General features: G+C 70.8%; 20 protein-coding genes and 1 pseudogene. 9 read left to right on the forward strand and 12 right to left on the reverse strand.

The features are described 5' to 3' along the window. Genes ACWD04_RS20125 through ACWD04_RS20135 form a run of 3 tightly spaced genes read right to left on the reverse strand, consistent with a single transcriptional unit; the run spans position 1 to position 1566 of the window. The gene (locus ACWD04_RS20125) at positions 1-750 is read right to left on the reverse strand and encodes a GvpL/GvpF family gas vesicle protein (protein WP_451133700.1); all 750 of its coding nucleotides are present in this window, start codon (positions 748-750) and stop codon (positions 1-3) included. 3 nt (positions 751-753) lie between these two features. Continuing rightward, a complete protein-coding gene (gene gvpJ, locus ACWD04_RS20130; RefSeq protein WP_451133702.1) occupies positions 754-1209 on the reverse strand; it encodes a gas vesicle protein GvpJ in 456 nt (151 codons plus the stop codon). A 36-nt stretch (positions 1210-1245) separates the two neighbouring features. Continuing rightward, complete coding sequence (locus ACWD04_RS20135; protein WP_451133704.1) at positions 1246-1566, reverse strand: gas vesicle protein GvpO; 321 nt, start codon at positions 1564-1566, stop codon at positions 1246-1248. A gap of 135 nt (positions 1567-1701) precedes the next feature. Between ACWD04_RS20135 and ACWD04_RS20140 the strand changes: the two genes are divergently transcribed. The 5 genes from ACWD04_RS20140 (at position 1702) to ACWD04_RS20160 (ending at position 5183) form a co-directional block, all read left to right on the forward strand. After that, positions 1702-2145, forward strand: coding sequence for a hypothetical protein (locus tag ACWD04_RS20140; protein WP_451133706.1), 444 nt, complete (start codon positions 1702-1704; stop codon positions 2143-2145). A gap of 2 nt (positions 2146-2147) precedes the next feature. Then, on the forward strand, positions 2148-3167 hold the full coding sequence (locus ACWD04_RS20145; protein WP_451133708.1) for a PHP domain-containing protein: 1020 nt from the start codon (positions 2148-2150) through the stop codon (positions 3165-3167). A gap of 108 nt (positions 3168-3275) precedes the next feature. Continuing rightward, on the forward strand, positions 3276-4238 hold the full coding sequence (locus ACWD04_RS20150; protein WP_451133710.1) for an iron-containing redox enzyme family protein: 963 nt from the start codon (positions 3276-3278) through the stop codon (positions 4236-4238). 50 nt (positions 4239-4288) lie between these two features. Next, complete coding sequence (locus ACWD04_RS20155) at positions 4289-4972, forward strand: HemK2/MTQ2 family protein methyltransferase (RefSeq protein WP_451133711.1); 684 nt, start codon at positions 4289-4291, stop codon at positions 4970-4972. Next, complete coding sequence (locus tag ACWD04_RS20160; RefSeq protein WP_451133713.1) at positions 4956-5183, forward strand: CDGSH iron-sulfur domain-containing protein; 228 nt, start codon at positions 4956-4958, stop codon at positions 5181-5183. Before ACWD04_RS20155 ends, ACWD04_RS20160 begins: the two co-directional genes overlap by 17 nt. A gap of 3 nt (positions 5184-5186) precedes the next feature. Here the strand turns inward: ACWD04_RS20160 and ACWD04_RS20165 are convergent, their stop codons facing one another. Continuing rightward, positions 5187-6425 (reverse strand): FUSC family protein, encoded by a 1239-nt coding sequence (locus tag ACWD04_RS20165; protein ID WP_451133715.1) that lies wholly within the window; start codon positions 6423-6425, stop codon positions 5187-5189. A gap of 127 nt (positions 6426-6552) precedes the next feature. Between ACWD04_RS20165 and ACWD04_RS20170 the strand changes: the two genes are divergently transcribed. Both ACWD04_RS20170 and ACWD04_RS20175 read left to right on the forward strand, forming a co-directional pair. After that, entirely contained in the window at positions 6553-6735 is a 183-nt protein-coding gene (locus tag ACWD04_RS20170; protein ID WP_451133717.1) for a DUF6480 family protein, read from the forward strand. Further along, positions 6732-7346 (forward strand): endonuclease, encoded by a 615-nt coding sequence (locus ACWD04_RS20175; protein WP_451133719.1) that lies wholly within the window; start codon positions 6732-6734, stop codon positions 7344-7346. Before ACWD04_RS20170 ends, ACWD04_RS20175 begins: the two co-directional genes overlap by 4 nt. 6 nt (positions 7347-7352) lie before the next feature. Here the strand turns inward: ACWD04_RS20175 and ACWD04_RS20180 are convergent, their stop codons facing one another. The 7 genes from ACWD04_RS20180 to ACWD04_RS20210 all read right to left on the reverse strand — a co-directional run bounded on the left by ACWD04_RS20180 (position 7353) and on the right by ACWD04_RS20210 (position 13672). Further along, positions 7353-8102 (reverse strand): hypothetical protein, encoded by a 750-nt coding sequence (locus ACWD04_RS20180; RefSeq protein ID WP_451133721.1) that lies wholly within the window; start codon positions 8100-8102, stop codon positions 7353-7355. Between the two features lie 163 nt (positions 8103-8265). Continuing rightward, a complete protein-coding gene (locus tag ACWD04_RS20185; protein ID WP_451133722.1) occupies positions 8266-8460 on the reverse strand; it encodes a hypothetical protein in 195 nt (64 codons plus the stop codon). A 136-nt stretch (positions 8461-8596) separates the two neighbouring features. Next, positions 8597-9487 carry a phosphatidylinositol-specific phospholipase C/glycerophosphodiester phosphodiesterase family protein gene (locus ACWD04_RS20190; RefSeq protein WP_451133724.1) on the reverse strand — a complete coding sequence of 297 codons (891 nt, stop codon included), beginning with the start codon at positions 9485-9487 and terminating at the stop codon, positions 8597-8599. Positions 9488-9698: 211 nt separating this feature from the next. Continuing rightward, entirely contained in the window at positions 9699-10820 is a 1122-nt protein-coding gene (locus ACWD04_RS20195) for an acyl-CoA dehydrogenase family protein (protein WP_451133726.1), read from the reverse strand. After that, positions 10817-12007 carry an acyl-CoA dehydrogenase family protein gene (locus ACWD04_RS20200; protein ID WP_451133728.1) on the reverse strand — a complete coding sequence of 397 codons (1191 nt, stop codon included), beginning with the start codon at positions 12005-12007 and terminating at the stop codon, positions 10817-10819. Before ACWD04_RS20200 ends, ACWD04_RS20195 begins: the two co-directional genes overlap by 4 nt. After that, the gene (locus ACWD04_RS20205) at positions 12004-12972 is read right to left on the reverse strand and encodes an NADPH:quinone oxidoreductase family protein (protein ID WP_451133730.1); all 969 of its coding nucleotides are present in this window, start codon (positions 12970-12972) and stop codon (positions 12004-12006) included. The genes ACWD04_RS20200 and ACWD04_RS20205 overlap by 4 nt, the downstream gene beginning before the upstream one ends. Positions 12973-13072: 100 nt before the next feature. Beyond that, positions 13073-13672, reverse strand: coding sequence for a helix-turn-helix domain-containing protein (locus ACWD04_RS20210; protein ID WP_451133732.1), 600 nt, complete (start codon positions 13670-13672; stop codon positions 13073-13075). Positions 13673-13946: 274 nt separating this feature from the next. Between ACWD04_RS20210 and ACWD04_RS20215 the strand changes: the two genes are divergently transcribed. Beyond that, entirely contained in the window at positions 13947-14519 is a 573-nt protein-coding gene (locus tag ACWD04_RS20215; protein WP_451133734.1) for a rhodanese-like domain-containing protein, read from the forward strand. Positions 14520-14543: 24 nt separating this feature from the next. On the opposite strand, the gene ACWD04_RS20220 is transcribed toward ACWD04_RS20215, so the two are convergent. After that, positions 14544-15845 carry an alpha/beta fold hydrolase gene (locus ACWD04_RS20220; protein ID WP_451133736.1) on the reverse strand — a complete coding sequence of 434 codons (1302 nt, stop codon included), beginning with the start codon at positions 15843-15845 and terminating at the stop codon, positions 14544-14546. A 137-nt stretch (positions 15846-15982) separates the two neighbouring features. On the opposite strand from ACWD04_RS20220, the pseudogene ACWD04_RS20225 reads away from it, so the two are divergent. Beyond that, positions 15983-16430 (forward strand): annotated as a pseudogene (locus ACWD04_RS20225) (aldo/keto reductase); the annotation flags it as partial. Positions 16431-16538: the final 108 nt, after the last annotated feature.

Raw genomic sequence — 16538 nt, forward strand, 5'->3', positions numbered from 1 at the left:
TCAGCCCCCTGCCACCGGTGTCCGAAGATTGCGGGCGGAGACGAAGCTGTAGCAGGGCAGTGGCCCCGCGACACGGAGGTCCACGTGCTCGCGATGCGCGTCGGCGAACCGCTGCACCGTTGCCCGGAAGGTGTCACTCTCGCACCGCTCGACGAGGAACGACACGTTGAGCGCGCAGCCATGGACCTCCGGCCCGGCGGCCACCGCGCGGGCCATGGGTGTGAGCTTGTGGAGGATCTTCTTCCCCGCCTCGGCCGCCCGCCGTGACAGGGCGGTGGCCACGGCCTCACCGAGTCTGACGTTCGCCTCGTAATCGGGGCGCCTGCGAACGGCCTCGCGCAGCCGTCGGACGGTCTTCTCCTCGGCGACGACGGCAGCGAGCGCATGCTGGGCGGGGAGCGCCTTGAGATTGATTTCGACGCTGCCGTCCAGGTGCTTCAGGGTGGCGAGGTGTTCCGCCTGCGATCCGGCCATCTGGGCCCGTACCGACTCCTCGTCCGGTGCGATCGTCCCGAAGCGCATAGGCAGCACAGGGCCACTGTCCGAGAGGCGCAGCAAGACTTCTTGATGGGCCATCAGATCTCGCCTCCGCGCACGCAGTTGGGGTGGCGCGTCGCTTACGACAGCGGTGACCTGCCCCTCACCGGCCAGCCGCAGCGCGGCCGGAGGGCTGCCCACTCCGACCGCGTCGGCCGGGAGAGCCTCGCCCGCCGGGATGATCGCGTAGACGTACACGCCGTTCTCGGTCACGGCTCACGCCTCCGCGTGGCGGCGTCGGCTCGCCGCTCCGTCGCGTGCGGGTGTCCGGCGCTTCTTCGGCCGCTCATCCCTCTCCTCCTCATGGTCGTCGTCGCCACCGCTCCCCACCGCCTTGCGAACGCTGTCGCCGACGGACTCCGCCGCCTTGCGCACCTTGCGTTTGCCGACCGACCTGGCGGCACGTCCGCCGAGCAGTTCGGGGATGGTGGTGCTGCCCGAGTCGCGTTCCAGGTCGAGCCGGTTGCATGCCTCGGCGAAGCGCAGGTAGGTGTCCACACTCGCGACGACGATGCGCGCGTCTATCTTGAGGATTTCGATGCCGACCAGCGACACACGGATGAACACGTCGATGACCATGCCGCGGTCGAGGATGAGTTCCAGAACGTCGTAGAGCGTGCCGGCCCTCGGCGGGCACGGGGCGACTTCGTCGGCGTACATGGTGGTGGTCATGGAGCGTCCTTCCGGATGAGAGGCGAAACGAGACGGTCATTCGTCGGCGGAGCCGCGCCGGTAACGGCGGACTCTGCTGTACTCCATGAGTTCGCCCCGCTCATCGATCTGCACCTCGTAGGAGGCCAGCAGGCTCGTGGTGTCCGGGATGCGGGGAACTTCGAGCACGTCGACGACGACGCACCAGCCGTCGTCGTGCCGCCGCACGCCCGAGACCCCCTCCGTGGGGTGGCAGATCAGTCTTTCCAGGCTTTCGCAGGCAGCACGGGCCGCGTCCTCGGGGCCGCGCCGGGTCGAGGAGCGGGGGGCTGCCGTCTTCGCTGTGTGCCCGGATCCGGCACGCCTGTTCTCTGCCATGGAACCAAGTCTCATCAGGATCGGTCCCGGCGCATCCCGACGGACCGCCGAACGGCCGGAAGTCCGGGCCGAGGCACTCACCCTTTCGGCGTTCCGGCGGGACGCATCGCACGGGACGCGGGCAGAGTCGTATGCATGAGTGAGAGCCATGGCCCCTGCGGGCCCGAAGAAGAGCACGTACGGCCATCCGGGTCCGACGACATGACCGTCGAGGCGGTCGGAGCGCTGACGGAGGCGCTGGAGACGGTGGAGCGTGCCCGGGGGCAGCTCTACGGTTTCCATCAGCTCACGGGTGGTGCCGACCTGACGCTGGACCGGGCGGTCGAGCTGCTCCGGATGGGTGGCCATGGGGAGCACGCCGACCTGGTGGAGCGGGAGATCCTGGGCCGCAACGTGGTCCCCGGCTGCTGGACCTTTCAGCTCGTCGAGGCGTACGACGACACGTACTACCGGCCGTTCATGAAGGTCGAGGAGCGGGTGCGTCAGGAGCTCCTGGGAGGGCGGCGCCATCTCTACGAGGCTGAGATGAAGGAAGCGCGCCGTACGCGTGGGCACCCTGATCACACCGCGCGGCCCTGACGATGGATCCGGCGGACGCCCTACGGCGGATCGCGTTCCTTCTGGAGCGGTCCCAGGCAGCGACGTACCGGGTGAAGGCCTTCCGCACGGCGGCGGAGGCGATCAGCTCAATGGGCGGGGAGGAGGTCACCGAACGGGTGGCGCACGGTTCACTGGAGACGGTGCGCGGCATCGGGCCCAAGACGGCCAAGGTGATCCGTGAGGCCGTGGGTGGCGCGACGCCCGGGTATCTCGAAGCACTGGAGCAAGAGGCTTCGGCACCATTGGCCTCGGGCGGGGAGACGCTACTCGCCGCTCTGCGCGGTGACTGCCATCTGCACTCGGACTGGTCCGACGGGGGCAGCCCGATCGCGGAGATGGGCCGGACGGCGATCGAGCTGGGCCACGAGTGGGCGGTGCTCACGGACCACTCGCCCAGGCTGACCGTGGCCAACGGGCTCTCGACCGAGCGTCTCCTCGATCAGCTGTCCGTCGTGGCGGGACTCAACAAGCAGTGGGCACCGTTTCGTCTGCTCACCGGTATCGAGTGCGACATTCTTCCCGACGGCTCGCTGGACCAGCACCCCGACGTTCTGGAGCGCCTCGACGTGGTGGTCGTCTCGGTCCATTCGAAACTGCGCATGGACGCGGCTCCGATGACGGAGCGGATACTCGCCGCCGTACACAATCCGCACGCCGACATCCTCGGGCACTGTACGGGACGTCTCCTCGGCGGGAAGAAGCGGCCCGAGTCGGAGTTCGACGCCGATCGGGTGTTCGCGGCGTGTGCCGAAGCGGGGACTGCGGTGGAGATCAACTGCCGCCCGGAGCGGCTCGATCCGCCACGCCGTCTGCTCCGGCAGGCGGTCGCGTCGGGTGCTCTGATCTCGATCGACACCGACGCGCATGCTCCGGGACAGCTGGACTGGCAGCCCTACGGCTGTGCGCGGGCGGAGGCGTGCGAAGTTCCCGCGGACCGTGTCGTCACGACGTGGCCCGTGGAACGGCTCCTGGACTGGACGGGCGAGAGGCCGCGCTCGTAGGCCCGCGCCGGGGTGCGCCGCGAGGACAGGCCGGTCGCGGCTGTTCGGCGTACAGTCGATCACGATTGTCCATGTGACTCCGGGGCGTGCCGGGGCAGGAGGCAACCCATGCGACATCACCATGCAGGCCCTTCCCTTCCACGACCCCGCGGAGTGCTCTCCGCAGGGGTGGCCGGTTTCCTGCGGGACGACGGCCCCCTGCCGGATCCGGATGCCGCCCGGGCTGCCGAGCCCTACGGCGACGATCTACAGCTCGCCCTGTACGTGTGTTATGAGCTGCACTACCGCGGGTTCACCGGCGTACGTCCCGAGCTGGAGTGGGATCCGTCGCTGCTCGCGGTACGTGCCGCGCTGGAGGACCGCTTCCTGACGGCTCTGCGGCAGGACGCCCCGGTGACCATGAACCTCGATGACATCCTGGACGGCCTCCTCGTGGAACCGGTCCGCGGATCCGGCGTCTCCTGGTTCCTCCAGGACCGGGGCGAGCTTCGTCACCTGCGCGACTACGCGATGCAGCGTTCGCTGTACCACCTCAAGGAGGCCGACCCGCATGCCTGGGTGCTGCCCAGGCTCAGCGGACGGGCCAAGGCCGGCATGGCGGCGATCGAGTACGACGAGTTCGGCGCCGGGCGCGCGGACCGTGTCCACGCCCAGCTGTTCGCCGACCTCATGACCGATCTGGGCCTCGACACCGCGTACGGCCGCTACCTGGACGAGGGCTGCGCGCCCATGCTGGCCCTGGTGAACCTGATGTCTCTGTTCGGACTGCACCGCAGGCTGCGCGGAGCGCTGGTGGGCCACTTCGCCGCCGTCGAGATCACCTCCTCCCCCGCTTCGCGACGCCTGGCCCGGGCCATGAAACGCACCGGCGCGGGCCCCGCGGCAGAGTTCTTCTACACCGAGCACGTCGAAGCGGACGCCGTGCACGAGCAGGTGGTACGCCGCGACGTGATCGGCGGTCTGCTCGACGACGAACCCGAACTGGCGGCCGACATCGCGTTCGGCATCACCGCCACCTCGTGTCTCGAGGACCGGCTCGGAGACCGGCTGCTGGCGGACTGGCAGGCCTGAAGCCCCGTCCTGATCCGCACCCGCCGGCCAACCAACGAACGGAGTCGCAGATGTCCGCAGACATGGCCGAGGACACCCGTCCCACCCGGTTGATGACCCTCCCGGGCGTGTACGCACCGCAGCACGACACCCGCCTGCTCATCGCCGCGCTGGACCAAGAAGGCATCGGCCCGGGCACCGAGGTCCTGGACGTCGGCACGGGGAGTGGCGCCCTCGCTCTGCACGCGGCAGGGCTGGGTGCGCGGGTGACGGCCGTGGACATCGCCAGGCGGGCCGTGGCGACCGCCCGGCTGAACGCGCTGCTGCACCGTCGGCGTATCACCGTGCAGCGCAGCGACCTCCTCGCGGCGCTGCCCGGCCGTTCGTACGACCTGGTGATCTGCAACCCGCCCTATGTGCCGTCGCCCATGGGCCGGCTCCCCGGGCACGGTGCGGCGCGGGCCTGGGAGGCCGGGCGCGACGGCCGGGCGATCCTCGACCGGGTCTGTGAGACCGTGCCCGCCGCGCTGCGCCCCGGAGGCCGTCTCCTTCTCGTGCACTCCGGCCTGTGCGACAGCGACGTGACCCTGCGGCGTCTCTCGGACGCCGGGCTGCGGGCCGTTGTCAGCGACCGCGCCCTCGTACCCCTCGGCCCCGTGCTGCGCTCCAGACTGCGCTGGCTCCGGGAGACGGGTCTGGTGGACGGAGGAGAGATGGAGGAGGAGCTGGTGGTCATCCGTGCCGAACAAGCCTGAACGTCCCTGCCGGCTCACTCTCAGCGACGAAGGGCCTCTCCTGGTCGAAGGGCCTGTGGAAGTCATCTGCGCGAACGGTAGTGTGGCCACCTCCGAGCGGTTCGTCGTGGCTGTCTGCATGTGCCGGCGCAGCCGCGTGTACCCGTGGTGCGACACCAGTCACCGACGCCGTACGCAGCCCGGCGAGGAGCCGCACCGGCGGGCGGACTGAGTCTCACTCGTCGGCGCGCAGCCGCGCCTGCGTCGCCCCGCGCAGCCTGCGGGACATCTCCCGCAGCCGCGGGTGGCGTTCGTGGGCCTCGGCAGACCGGCGGTCCAACTCCTCGGCCAGGCGCTCCGTGCGTTTGTCGATGTCGAGTTCATCGAGGATGCGGTCGACCTCCGCGAGCAGTGCGCCGTGCAGCTGCCACTGCCTGGGGTGTTCCTGGACGTCCTCGAGCAGCAGATCCGCCACGCGGTCGCGCGTCGTGCGACTGCGGGCGAGCGCGTCGGCCAGGCGTTCCTCGGCCTCCTCGCCGCTCTCGGCCATCGGCGTGGTGATCATGACCGCGAACCCTTCGATGGCGTCGGACATGTGCCCGAACAGTTCTCGGAGATCCCTGGCCACGTCCTCGGGGAGGAGCGATTCCTCTGCGCGTGCCTTGGCGAGGTCGGTGAGTGTGCGGGTGAGGACACGCAGCACCACGGCGCAGATCTCCAGCGTGTCGAGCCCGGTCCGCAGGACGACGCGGAAGAGCAGCCCCTGCCGGACGCGGGGGTTGAGCATCAGGCTCTCCTCGGCCTGACGCAGGGAAGCATCGACCTCCACGATGGCGTGGTCCAGGCGGCGGGCTTCGTGCAGACGCGCTGCGGCCTTTCGCACGGGGTGAGTCCCGCCGATCTCGTCGCCCAGGGTCCGGAACATCTTCCCCATCCGCTCCCCCAGGCCGCCGATGGCGGCGCCCGCCGGCTCGACCCAGACGGGCGGTGCCAGCAGGAGGTTGAAGAGCAGGCCGACCCCGGCACCGATCAGGGTTTCCAGCACGCGTTCCCAGGCGGTGTGAGCGACCTGCGAGACGCCGAGGACCAGCATCGCGCTGATGGCCACCTCCGGCACGAACTCGTTGACCCGTACCAGCCTTCCGATCAGCAGGGAGGTCAAGATGGTCAGCCCGAGGCTCCACCAGCTCAGGCCCACCAGAGAGCTGAATCCACTGGCGATCAGGACGCCGACGACAACGGCGTTCACGCGCCGGATACCGGTGGTGAGCGTGGCGTAGAGCGTCACCTGCACTACGAGAAGGGCGGTGAGAGGCGCGGTGAGAGGCGCCGGGTGCGGGGCAGGGAGGGCCGTTTGGGCCACCGCGAAGGCGATGACAGCCGCCGCCGTCGACCGCAGAACCTGGGCCGCGGCCGGCTCAGTGGTGCGCTGGACGAGTTTGACGACGGGCTCGGGCGTGGTGACTGCGGGCATTCCTTGACGGTGCCCCGTTGCACCGTCCCGCAGCGCCGACGGGAGCTGTCGGACCCCGTACGGACGTACGCGTGCCGCCATCGGCACCGGCCTCGCGGGCCTGGCCGCGAGGAGGGAAGGTGGATACATGGCTACCTCACTCACGCCCCCGGGAGAGACACCTCCCGCCGAGGGCTGCATAAGCGAAGCACACGTAGAACGCGCCGACGGAGGGGTCTGGGAACACCCGGTCCTCTGGGCAACCGTGGTGCTGCTGGGCTCGGCAGTGGTCGCGGGGTACTTCATCGCGCGCATCTTCGGGTTCACGTGAGCACGCGCCGGACTCTGGACGCGTTGCTGGAGCGGCACGGGACCACGTATGCGGTGGAGGCGGGTATCCGGCTGCGGAACACCCCTCAGCCTTTGTACCAGCTGCTCGTGCTGAGCCACCTGCTGAGTGCGCGGATCCGCGCACAGGTCGCGGTGGCCACGGCTCAGGCGCTCTTCTCCCACCGGCTGCGGACGCCGCGCCGTATGGCTGACGCCACGTGGCAGGAGCGTGTCGACGCGCTGGGCGAAGGTGGCTACCGCCGGTACGACGAACGCACTGCGTCCCAGTTGGGGGAAGGCGCCCTGCTCCTGCTCGACGCGTACGGCGGGGACCTGCGGCGGCTGCGCCGGGAAGCCGACGGTGACACGGACACGCTGCGCTCGGGGCTGCGCCGCTTCCCCGGGATAGGGCCGGCGGGCGCCGACATCTTCCTGCGCGAGGTGCAGACGGTCTGGCCCGAGACGGCGCCCTACCTCGACGCGAAGGCACTCCAGGGGGCGGAACGTGTCGGTCTGCCCACGGCACCGGACGAGCTCAGCCGGCTGGCGAAGGACCAGGACCCGGCCGTACTCGCCGCGGCACTGGTGCGGGGCGCGCTCGACAGGGGCTGAACCTGATCAGCTGGTCGGCCGCCGCTTGCCCGGCTTGGTGGAGCGGCCTTCGACAAGCGCCCGCCGGATCTGTGCGGCTGTCGCGCGGGCGTGTTCCGAGGTCGCCGTCCGGTCGGCCACCGCGGTGACGAAGCGGTGGGTGGGGCGCAGGCACTGGCCGCACGGTGTGTCGGTGGTGAGCAGGTAACCGTCCTCGCACCGCGGATTCGCGCAGTGGCCCGGGCTCACGAGCGCCTCGGCGATCTCCTGCGGTGCCCAGCGGCGTCGGCCGTCCTCGTCCTTCTCGTGGAGGGCGTGGGACCAGCGGACGTTCCACCGGCGTTCGAGCCGTTCGAGGAGCTGATCGGGAGTGCGCCGGGCGAGCTCCCGGTGGATCAGATCGTGCACCGTACGGGGGTGGCGATGGCCGAGTGCCTGGACGAGCGGTTGCGGAAGGGCCTGAAGGATGTAGGCGACCGGATCGCCGCCCGCGCGCTCACGCCACTTGCGGCAGGCGCAGGAGCCCTCGGCAGGGAGTGCCCGCTGGCATCGGCCGCACCGGCCTCGGCATTCCGCACAGAGCCCGTCGTCGAGCCCGTCCAGATGGGGTGCGGGGGCCCTGCCACAGTCGCGGCAGCAGGCGGCGCAGGGGCCGCAGAGGCGCTCGTCGCCCAACTTCGTCATCCACTGCCGCTGCTGGCAGCGACAGCACAGGGCGTTGTTGCAGTACTCGTGGTGGGCGGCGCCCGAGTGTCGTCCGGGGGGCGGGAATGACATCGCTTCGTTCTCCAGGTGCGTGGCCGGGATCGGTCAGGTCCAAGCCATGTCGACGAAGCGCGCGCAGGGGCCCTCGAGACGACGGTATCGCCCCGGCCGGTTCCCGTGCGGCGCTCTGCCACGATCGGGTAGACATTCTCTCGCATCCGGACGGTGCGCGGGTTCAGGGACGCAGACCGCTGACGACGTTCGCGGTGGCGGTGATCCCTTCGTGGATGGTGGGAGCCATGCTCGTACCCGCGAGGAGGAATCCCAGCAGGGCGCAGACGATCGCGTGCGAGATCTTGAGTCCGCCGTTGCGCAGGAAGAGCACTGCGAGGATCAGCAGAAACAGCACCACTGAGATCGTAATGGCCATGGCCAACCTCCTCCGCCGCGCCGGAATCGCGGCATTCGGCCGCCAGTGTGGCGCAGCGGAGAGGCCGTCCAGCGCACTGGCGTGTCCGCCGAACGGGTGTTGACGCACGGTGACCGGTGGCGGCGGGCGGCGCCGCTCAGTCGCCTCGGCTGCTGCTGGGCTCGCGTCGGCGCAGGAAGTGCTCGAGCCCTGCCAGGTCGTCGGTGTTGAGATGGTCGACGTCCGCGGCGACGAGTTCGGTCCACACGGCGTCGCGTTCCGGGCCCGCGAGATCGGGCGTACCCCAGAAGCGGACCCGTTGTCCGCGTGCGTGGGCCGCCGAGACGGCGGTGCGCAGCCTCTCGCGTTCGGCGGCAGGGAAGGGTCCGGCCCCCTGCCAGCTGAAGCTCGCGGCCCAGTTGCTGCTGATGAGCGGGATGAAGGAGGCGGGAGCCCCGGTGCCGAGGTCCTCCGGACGGCCGTCGTAGAAGGCGTAGCGCGTGGACTGCGCCTCCATCGGCACGCGGGCCGCGCGGTCTCCGGAGATGACAGGGGTCACCGCGCCGATGCGGACCCGGCCGTGGACCGCGCGGGTGAGGATGCGGCGGTAGGGGCGGAGCACCCGGTCGAGCGCGAGGTAGGCGGCCGCGCCGTCGGTCTTGATGTCGATCAGCAGCTGCAGCGGGTCGGGGTGACCGGCGTGGACGGAACCGTGGTGGGCGCGGACCCGGGCCAGCAGGGGGTCGAGGTAGAGCGAGACGAGGGTGCGTGCGGGGTCGAGGCTCGCGGCCTCGTGGGCGACGAGCAGTTCACCGTCGACGAGGAAGATGTCTGCCTCGACGCTGGTGAAACCGTGCGCGAGCGCATCGTGGAGAGGACGCGGGTGCAGGTAGTCGTTGTGCGCATGGGCGCGGGCCAGCGGCCGGGGGCCACGGAGGCGGGCGGTCTCGAGAGGTGCCGCGGCGGCCGTCTGGGCGGGGATGAACGCTCCCGCAGCGGCGGTGGCGAGGGCAGTGGTGACGACTCTGCGACGGGTCAGGTGTGCCATGGGGTCTCCCTGAAGCGGTCGGGCGGGGGGACGCGACGAGTATGGGAGCGGTGACACGCAGAAAGGCAGGTACCTGCCAAGAATTGGAGTATCCTTCGCCCGCGTGTCGGCTGCCCTGCGCCTGGTGTTTCCCCTGCTCTCCGCTTCGGACTTCCGTAGGACTTGACGGGGCGGGGAGCCATGGCACCAGGCGCCCCGCCCCGGAGCAGCCTTACGGAGCCGAAAGCTTTACGAGCCCGGCTACGGCTTCGCGGTGGCGTCCCGCGGTGCCGTACGCGATCGAGTCGGCCTTGGCCCGTTTCAGATACAGGTGCGCGGGGTGCTCCCAGGTCATTCCGATTCCGCCGTGCAGTTGGACGCACTCCTCCGCGGCGCGCACCGCGGCCGTGGAGCAGTAGGCCTGCGCCACGGCCACCGCGAGCGGTGCGTCGGGGCTGCCGGTCGCGAGCGCGTCCGCGGCGTTGCGGGCGGCAGCACGCGCGGAGACGACCTCGAGCCAGAGCTGGGCCATCCGGTGCTTGAGCGACTGGAAAGAGCCCACCGGCCTGTTGAACTGGTGGCGTTCACGGGTGTGCCGGACCGTTTCGGTCAGACACCACTCGGCCAGCCCTAGCTGCTCGGACGCGAGCAGTCCGGCACCGGCCAGCAGGCCCGCGCGCACGGCCGCCGCCGCGGGGCCCGCCTCCGCGAGCCGGGTGCCGGCAGCCCCGGTCAGGGTGACGGTGGCGAGCGGGCGGGTCAGGTCGAGCGGGACGAGCGGCTGGACGGCGATGCCGTCCCCACCGGTCTCCACCGCGTACAGCCCCTCCGCGGTGGGCACCAGCAGCACATCGGCCGCCGAGGCCTCCGCGACGCCGGTCACGGTCCGCTCCAGGGTGCCGGTCATCGCGGCGGCTCCGTCGGCGGGGGCTGTCGCGAACGGCAGGGCGAGCACGGCGACCTTGCTGCCCGCCGCCAGCTCACCGAGGAGTTCGGCGACCGGGCCGTCTTCGTCGCCCAGAGCGAGGAGGATGCCGGTCGCGACGACGGCGCTCGTCAGGTACGGCGCCGGGGCGACGCTGCGGCCGAGTTCCTCCAGGACCACGGCGGCCTCGCGATGGCCGGCGCCCTGGCCTCCGAGCTTCTCCGGGACCAGCAGTCCGGCTGCTCCGATCCCCACGGCGAGCGATTCCCACAGCCGCAGGTCGTACGGCGTGTCGGACTCTATCCCGGCAATTACTGTCGGCGCGTCGGCCCGGTCGGCGAGCAGCGAACGCACGGCCGAGCGCAGGTCCTCTTCGGTCTCCGAGTAGAGCAGGTCGGGCGACTGGGCGGCTTCGGTCCGTGCGGTCATCGGGCAAGATCCTTCCAGGCGACGTCCTTGTCGTTCCGCGGCTCGACGGGCAGACCGAGGACGCGTTCGGCGACGATGTTGAGCAGGACTTCGCTCGTACCGCCCTCGATAGAATTGCCCTTGGAACGCAGATAGCGGTAGCCGGCGTCGCGTCCGGTGAAGTCGACGAGCTCCGGGCGGCGCATGGTCCAGTCGCTGTACAAGAGGCCTTCGTCGCCCAGGAGTTCCACCTCCAGCCCGCTGATCTCCTGGTTGAGCCGGGCGAACGCGAGCTTCATGCCGGAGCCCTCGGGGCCCGGCTGTCCGGCGACGAGCTGCTGCCGCAGCCGCTCACCGGCGAGCCGGGCGACCTCGGCCTCGACCCACAGCGTGAGCAGTCGCTGGTGGAGGTCGTGGGTGCGCAGGCCCGGCTGTTCACGCCAGGTCTTCGCGACGGTGCCGATCATGCCGCCCTCGCGAGGGATGCGGGCTCCGCCGATAGAGACGCGCTCATTCATCAGCGTGGTCTGGGCGACCTTCCAGCCGTCACCGACCGGGCCTAGGCGCCTGCTGTCCGGGATGCGTACGCCGGTGAGGAAGACCTCGTTGAACTCGGCCTCGCCGGTGATCTGGCGCAGTGGCCGCACTTCGACACCGGGGTCGGTCATATCGCAGATGAAGTAGCTGATGCCGCGGTGCTTGGGGACGTCCGGGTCGGTGCGGGCGATCAGGATGGCCCAGCGGGCCACATGGGCACTGGACGTCCAGACCTTCTGCCCGTCGACGACCCAGTCCTCGCCGTCGCGGACGGCGCGCGTGCTCAGAGCGGCGAGGTCGGATCCGGCACCGGGCTCGCTGAAGAGCTGGCACCACACCTCCTCGCCGATCCACAACGGCCGTAGGAAGCGCTGCTTCTGCTCCTCGGTGCCGTAGCCGAGAATCGTCGGGGCCGCCATGCCGAGGCCGATGCCGATGCGGCGCGGGTCGTTGTCGGGGGCTCCGGCGGCGGCGAGTTCGGCGTCCACGACGTGCTGCAGGGAGCGCGGCGCGTCGAGTCCGCCGAGCCCGACGGGGTAGTGAACCCAGGCCAGGCCGGCATCGAAGCGCGCCTCGAGGAAGGCGCTACGGCCGGTGGTGGCCGGCGAGTGTGCCGCCAGCAACTCCTGGGTGAGGCGGCGGATCTGTGCCGCGTCGATGGCGGTACTCATCGGGTGCCTCCTGACGGCAGGACGACGATACGGCCGGTGCTGGTGCCATCAGCGACCCGCTGGACGGCTCGTGCCGCGTCGGCCATGGGAACGCGCTCGCTGATCAGCGGCTTGATGACGCCCTGCGCCGCGAGCTCGGTGAGCTCGCCGTGGCAGGCGCGGACTGCGGCAGGGTCCTTGGTGTTGTACAGACCCCAGTGGAGGCCGGCGATCGAGTAGTTCTTCACCAGAGCGTGGTTGAGGCCGGGCGTGGGGGTGACCCCGCTCGCGAAGCCGACGACGACGACCCGCCCCTCGAAGGCGATGCACTTGACGGACTTGGCGTAGGCGTCTCCGCCGACCGGGTCGTAGACGACGTCCGCGCCGCGTCCGCCCGTGGCTTCCTTCACCACCGCGACGATGTCCTCGCTCCGGCGGTCGATGACCAGGTCGCAGCCCAGTTCGCGGGCGATGGCGGCCTTCTCCGGGCCGCCTACGACCCCGATGACGGTGGCGCCGGCGGCCTTGCCGAGCTGGACGGCCGCGCTGCCGACACCGCCGGCGGCCGCGTGCACCAGCAGCGTTTCGCCCGCCTGCAGATGTGCACGCCTGTGCAGCCCGAACCAGCCGGTCTGGTAACCGATGTGCAGTGCGGCGGCCTCCGCGTCATCCAGGGCCTCGGGGGCGGGGAGCAGGGCCGCCGTGTCCGCGACTACGTACTCGGCGAAGCCGCCCTGCGGGAGGGCGGGGGTGGCGAGCACCCGGCGTCCGTCCTCGGTCTCACCGCAGACCTCGACGCCGGGAGTGAAGGGGAGCGGGGGCCTCACCTGGTACCGGCCGCGGCAGATCAGCGCGTCGGGGAAGTTGATGTTCGCCGCGCGCACCCTGAGCAGCACCTGCCCGTCCCCAGGGGTCGGCCGGTCCGACTCCTCAAGCTTCATCACCTCGCTCGGCTCGCCGTTCCGGTGCACTCGCCATGCCTGCATGAGGGGCCTCCACAACTGTCGGCATTACCACTGCTCCGGCGCATACTAAGCGGTCGCTTGCCAGTCTGGGAACACCTGGCGCCAGTCGGCCCGGGCCCGTTCACGCCCGCTTCGGCTTGGCCCTGACGTGCATCCGCTCCCCCTGCGGCCCGAACAGGCTGAGGAATTCGACCGGCTCGTCGCCGGCGGGGCCGAACCAGTGCGGGAGCCTGGTGTCGAACTCGGCGGCCTCACCGGGAGCCAGGACCAGGTCGTGCTCGGCGAGCTTGAGCCGCAGCCGGCCGTTGAGCACGTACAGCCACTCATATCCCTCATGGGTGCGCTGCTCGGGCGCCTCGGTACAGGAGACCTCCTGTATGACCTTGTACGCCTGGAGGCCACCGGGCCGGGCGGTGAGCGGCAGGGAGGTCTTCCCGCCGTGCACGATCGGCTTCGCCTTGACCCTCGGATCACCGACCGGCGGCGCCCCGACGAGGTCGTCGAGCGGTACCTCATGGGCCCTGGCAATGGGGAGCAGCAGCTCCAGGCTGGGACGCCGACCACCGGATTCGAGACGGGAGAGGGTGGAGACGGAGATTCCGGTGACCTCGGAGAGTCCCGCGAGTGTTACGCCCCGGTCCTTGCGCAGCCGCCGCAGCCGTGGACCGACCCCGGTGAGTACGGCGTCGATCCCAGGGTCGTCCTCGTTCTGTTCCTTCATGACATCCATTGCAGAATCAGCAAGCCCGTTTGTCAATCGGGTGTCCACCGCGGAGGCACCGGTCCCGCCGCGCGAGGGGGCCGGGCGCGCACGGCGGGCTTTCCGGCGAACGGATGCGTGCATTGCGGGAGTGGTACGGGGCAGGGGGCAAGGTGTCCCCCCGGCCGGACACACCGTGCGACAAGCCGTGCCCGGCCGGGATGTGATACCCGTCCGGGGGACAGGGTGAGCAGGACCCCGGCCCGTCCCTCCGGCGACCGAAAGGAACTCGCTCGTGATCAGCACCACCTCCCTCTCCCCCTCCGAGGCCGCGGCCCGGCTGGAGGAGTTCACCGTCGTCGACGTGCGGGCCCCCGGGGAGTACGCCTCCGGGCACGTGCCCGGTGCTCTGAACGTTCCGCTCGACCGGCTCCCCGAAGCGGTGCCCGCCCTGAAGTCGGCCTCCGCCCGCGGCTCCCTGCTCATGGTGTGCGCCTCCGGCGTGCGTTCCACCAGGGCGTGCGAGATCCTCGCCGACGCCGACATCGACGCCGCCGCCCTGACCGGCGGGACCTCCGCCTGGGAGGGCGACGGCCACGGCCTGGACCGCCCGGTGGGTGCCCGGACGACCTGGCCCATGGAGCGCCAGGTACGCCTCGCCGCCGGTTCTCTGGTGGTGGTCGGCCTGGTGGCGGGCCGTCGCTTCCCGGCGGCCCGGTGGCTGTCGGCCGGCATCGGCGCCGGGCTCGTCTACTCCGCGGTGAGCAACAGCTGCGGTATGGCCGCCGCCCTGGCGAAGCTCCCGTACAACCGCGCGCCGCAGTCGGCGGTCGGCCTGGACGCCACACTGGACGCCCTCCAGGGGTGAGCGAACCGCTGCGGGTCAATTCAGCTAGCGGTCGCTGTCGCCCCGCACGAGAGAGAGGAGCCGGTCCAGCACGTGGGGGCCGCCCGCACGCACACCGTCGTGCTCGTACTCACTGGTCACCCACGTGCGCAGGCCACGGATCGAGGACGCGGTGCGCAGCGCGTGGCCGGTGTCCACGTACATGTCGTCATGGTAGACGGCGGCGGCCACCGGTACCTCGTTGACCGCGAGCCGCTCGGTGTCGTACAGGACGGGCCAGTCGGTGCGGGCCGCGAGCAGCTCCGCAGTCCCACGCAGGGGGCGCAGGGCGGGGTCGACGTCAAAGTGCCAGGGGTGAATACTCTCGCCGGTGAAGAGCACGGGGCCGTCGCCCGCCAGCGCGGCGGTGGCGTCGAACTGCGGGAACTCGGCGCGGACGCGTTCGGCCGCCCAGCCGGTGGGCCGCGCGCCCTGGCCGTAGATCGCCTCATGCATCAGGGCGTACAGCGGGTGTCCGGCGAATGAGGTGGCGGCGCGCATGGCTTCCTGGAACCCGTCCGACAGCTCGGCCCCGTGCGGGCCTTCGACGAACGCGTTCTCCAGAAGGTAGTGCAGTTGATGGCTGCCGTTGCCGCCTCCCAGCATGATGCCGAGGGACTGGAATCCCTCGGGTGTCAGGGTGTGCCCGGCGCTGTCCGGGCGGTGCTCGGCGAGGTACGCGGCGATCGCGCGGGCACGTGCGACATCCTGCGGGTAGCGGGCGTAGTGCGCGGCTACCTTGCGCTCGATCCGCGGATAACCGGTCCGGTAGACGTCGTCGGCGTGCGCGTCCAGCGAGGGCAGGCCCCCGGTGATCAGGACAGCCTCGAGCCCCTCCGGAGCGGCCGACAGATAGTGGACTGCACAGAAGCCGCCGAAGGACTGCCCGAGGACGGTCCAGGGCGCGCCACCGGTGAGCCGGGGGCGGATCAGTTCGCAGTCGCGGACGATGCTGTCGGAACGGAAGTGGGCGAGGTAGTCGGCCTGCTCGCGCGGGCCGCCGCGCAGCGGCAGCGTCTGCCGGTTGGCAGGGGTGGACAAGCCCGTGCCACGCTGGTCCAGGAGCAGCACACGGAACTCCTGCACCGCCCGCCCCAACCAGGCCTCCGCGCCGACGAAACGGCGGGCGCCGAAGCCGGGGCCGCCTTCCAGATAGACCAGCCACGGCAGGTCCTCCGCGGCCTTCCCGCTCGCGACGGCTTCGCGACCGAAGAGCTCGATCATCTCGCCGCCCGGATCGTCGTGGTCGAGCGGGACCGTGAACCGTCGGTCGGTGAGGACGATGCCGGGCTGGCGATAGCTGCGCAAAAGAACTCCTGTATCCGATGTTTCCCGGACAGTTCAGCACACCACCATGACCCGGTCGGTCGCGGCCCGTGTGCGCCCCGCCCCGGCTGCTCCTGCCGTGCACTCCTGACTGCAAGGTGTCGTGCGACCGGCTCTACCTGCGGCCACCTTCGACCCGCGTGTGCAATGGCGTCACGATTCCGCCGCAGCTCGGATTCGGTGTCTTCCAGGTACCCGACGACGAAACCACCGCCGGTCGCCGGCGCATTTGAGGCGGGCTACCGCCCCGTCGGCACCGCCGCCGTCCACGGCAACGAGGCGGGCATAGGCCGCGCGCCGGCCGAGTCCGGGCTCGCCTGCGAGGAGCTGGTCCTCACGACGAAACTCCGGAACGCGGACCACGGATAAGCCTTCACTCTCGCCGCGTTCGACGCGAGCCTTGCCGAGCTCGGCCTCGTCCGTGCGGACCTCTGCCTCATCCACCGGCCCACCCCGGCCCGCGACCTCCAGGTCGACACCTGGCGCGCCCTGAAGAGGCTGCTGTCCGACGGACGGATCCGCCGCGGGATCTCCAACTTCCAGCCCGCCCCTCCAGCGGCCCTCGTGCACGGTGCGCGGCGCGTCGTTGACCTCGCGCTCCGTGTAGACGCGGTCGCGCGCGAACTGTGTGTGTCCGCGAGGTGCCCGGACACCTGTCCGCGACGGCGGGTTTCT

The sequence above is a fragment of the Streptomyces sp. NPDC002911 genome, from assembly GCF_053591835.1.

Bases quoted from the DNA above. Each gene is read 5' to 3' on its own strand.
- ACWD04_RS20180 (WP_451133721.1), bottom strand. From the start codon at position 8,102: ATGTCATTCCCGCCCCCCGGACGACACTCGGGCGCCGCCCACCACGAG.
- ACWD04_RS20140 (WP_451133706.1), top strand. From the start codon at position 1,702: ATGAGTGAGAGCCATGGCCCCTGCGGGCCCGAAGAAGAGCACGTACGG.
- ACWD04_RS20135 (WP_451133704.1), bottom strand. From the start codon at position 1,566: ATGGCAGAGAACAGGCGTGCCGGATCCGGGCACACAGCGAAGACGGCA.
- ACWD04_RS20170 (WP_451133717.1), top strand. From the start codon at position 6,553: ATGGCTACCTCACTCACGCCCCCGGGAGAGACACCTCCCGCCGAGGGC.
- ACWD04_RS20165 (WP_451133715.1), bottom strand. From the start codon at position 6,425: ATGCCCGCAGTCACCACGCCCGAGCCCGTCGTCAAACTCGTCCAGCGC.
- ACWD04_RS20205 (WP_451133730.1), bottom strand. From the start codon at position 12,972: ATGCAGGCATGGCGAGTGCACCGGAACGGCGAGCCGAGCGAGGTGATG.
- ACWD04_RS20210 (WP_451133732.1), bottom strand. From the start codon at position 13,672: ATGAAGGAACAGAACGAGGACGACCCTGGGATCGACGCCGTACTCACC.
- ACWD04_RS20155 (WP_451133711.1), top strand. From the start codon at position 4,289: ATGTCCGCAGACATGGCCGAGGACACCCGTCCCACCCGGTTGATGACC.
- ACWD04_RS20200 (WP_451133728.1), bottom strand. From the start codon at position 12,007: ATGAGTACCGCCATCGACGCGGCACAGATCCGCCGCCTCACCCAGGAG.
- ACWD04_RS20190 (WP_451133724.1), bottom strand. From the start codon at position 9,487: ATGGCACACCTGACCCGTCGCAGAGTCGTCACCACTGCCCTCGCCACC.
- ACWD04_RS20195 (WP_451133726.1), bottom strand. From the start codon at position 10,820: ATGACCGCACGGACCGAAGCCGCCCAGTCGCCCGACCTGCTCTACTCG.
- ACWD04_RS20150 (WP_451133710.1), top strand. From the start codon at position 3,276: ATGCGACATCACCATGCAGGCCCTTCCCTTCCACGACCCCGCGGAGTG.
- ACWD04_RS20185 (WP_451133722.1), bottom strand. From the start codon at position 8,460: ATGGCCATTACGATCTCAGTGGTGCTGTTTCTGCTGATCCTCGCAGTG.
- ACWD04_RS20145 (WP_451133708.1), top strand. From the start codon at position 2,148: ATGGATCCGGCGGACGCCCTACGGCGGATCGCGTTCCTTCTGGAGCGG.
- gvpJ (WP_451133702.1), bottom strand. From the start codon at position 1,209: ATGACCACCACCATGTACGCCGACGAAGTCGCCCCGTGCCCGCCGAGG.